Annotated in this window: 1 protein-coding gene; it reads left to right on the plus strand. The window is 64.3% G+C overall.

What is annotated here, in order from left to right; all coding sequences use genetic code 11:
* Positions 1 to 533: 533 nt before the first annotated feature.
* A partial coding sequence (locus GVY43_RS15580) for a primase C-terminal domain-containing protein (RefSeq protein WP_159563774.1) occupies positions 534 to 1,894 on the plus strand: 1,361 nt, incomplete at its 3' end.

The following is a 1,894-nucleotide window of genomic DNA, read 5'->3' on the forward strand; positions in this document are numbered from 1 at the left end:
TGATTCAGAGAGGCGTATGATGGAACTAGATTCTGAAAATTGGCATCCGACGGATGCGTGAAGAGTTACATAATCAGCCGGTCGATCGACCCGGGGTTCAGGCACAAAAAAAGAAGCACCTAGACGAAAAGAGGGGACGTTGTCCCTTTCGTCTAAGTGCTTCGTACCTACCCGGTCGTTCTACCGCCACCAGTCGTCCGACCAAGACTTCTGGATGGTACAGCGCAGTAGGATGCGCTTCGGCACACGACAAAAACAGACCTCCCGCCAGGAGACGAGCTGAACACTCGATCTTCCCGGTACAGCGCAACCAACTGCGCTTCGGGGCACGACCTGTCCGATGCAGGCGTTACATGCCTTATACTACCATGTCTACCGCATGTACACAAGCCTCACGAGTCAAGGTTTTCTCCCTTTCCTCCCCAGCCGGGACGGAAGGGTTGTCGCTACCTGAAGAGCCATGGACTGCCGCTGTATGCGCGGTGGCCATGGCTCTTTTCACGTTCCCCGTCCCGCGGAAGGGAATGGACGACATGCAGGCAGTGACGAGAAAGGCACAGTATCGGATACATAGCGAGCGAGAGGAGAAGGCGGTGCGCCTGCTCCTCGGCGAGGGAAAGGGGCTCTACGAGGCCTATGCGGGCGACATCCCGGACGACGTCCGTCAGAAGTGCGACCATACATACAAGACGCAAGGGGCGATCCGCGTCGCCTACGGCAAGGAATACCTCGCGAGCCACACCGGCGAGGGGCAGGACATCGCGCGCTCGATCGGTGGCGTGCTCCATTATCATGAGGCGAGCTGGCAAGGGGTGACCCACTGGACGCCGAACGTGTACATGCAGGCGGTGACGCCGGCCGACATCCGGGACGACAACCTCCGCCGGGTGCGGACGTTCCGGTTCGACATCGACGAGAAGCGGACGCGCCAACAGGTGCTGGCCGCCTTCCTGGAGGCCGACGTGCCGTGCCGTCCGGCGCTCATCTTGGAGACGCCACGTGGGACGCAGGTGTTCGTCGTGCTCGACGACGCGTTCTATGGCTCGGAGGGGGCGATCCGCCTCGCGCACGCGTTGGCCGTCGCGACACGTGACGCGCTCCTCGACGTCGGCCTGCCGGTCGACGTGCACTGCCCGGTGTTCGGCTGGGCGCGTTTCCCGCGCGAGGAGACGATCCGCCACCTCGACGAGGGGGCGCTCTGGTCGAAGGACGAGGCCGTGGCGTGGTTCCTCGAGACCCGCGCGACGATCGACGGGCTCATGAAAACGTCCGGGAAGTATCGGGACATGCCGGTATGGGGCGCCCTCTGGGCGACGGACGCGGTCGGGACACGGAACGTCGTGACGTTCTGGCTCGCCGTCATGGCGAGGAAGGACGGGCTCTCGCGCCGTCAGGCGATGCGTCGCCTCCAGGCGCGCAACCGGGGCATGACGAGACCGCTCACGGCGCGCGAGGTCGAGAAGACCGTGCTGAGCGCGTACCGGAAGGACTACGAGCCGTCGTCCGGCAAGTTGCAGGCGCTCTGTGGCGAGCGTCCGGTCTGGAACGGCTACAAGAAACATCGTCGCCCGCGCGAGGAGCGGGTCAACGAGCACCTGGACGAGTTCATCGCCCGCCTGCTCGCCCATCTCGACGAGAGATTGCCCGTGGGGGAGGGGGGAGCTATGCTCGAAACGAGCGCGCGTACCCTCTGCCGGGAGATGCATGACGGGGACGTGAGTCAGCTCACGACGATGACGAAGGCGCTCCGCGCCCTCCATCGCCATGGGTTCCGGGTGGAGCCGATCCGTAACGCGGATGGCACGGTCCGACGCGGCCGTGGGGCCGGGTACCGCATCTGTCGCCTCGCCTCGCTCGTGTCACGGGTCCGTGACATGAAGCGAGAGGGGATGGC

It is taken from the genome of Exiguobacterium sp. 8H, assembly GCF_902506255.1.
In the GTDB taxonomy this organism is placed as follows: domain Bacteria; phylum Bacillota; class Bacilli; order Exiguobacteriales; family Exiguobacteriaceae; genus Exiguobacterium; species Exiguobacterium profundum.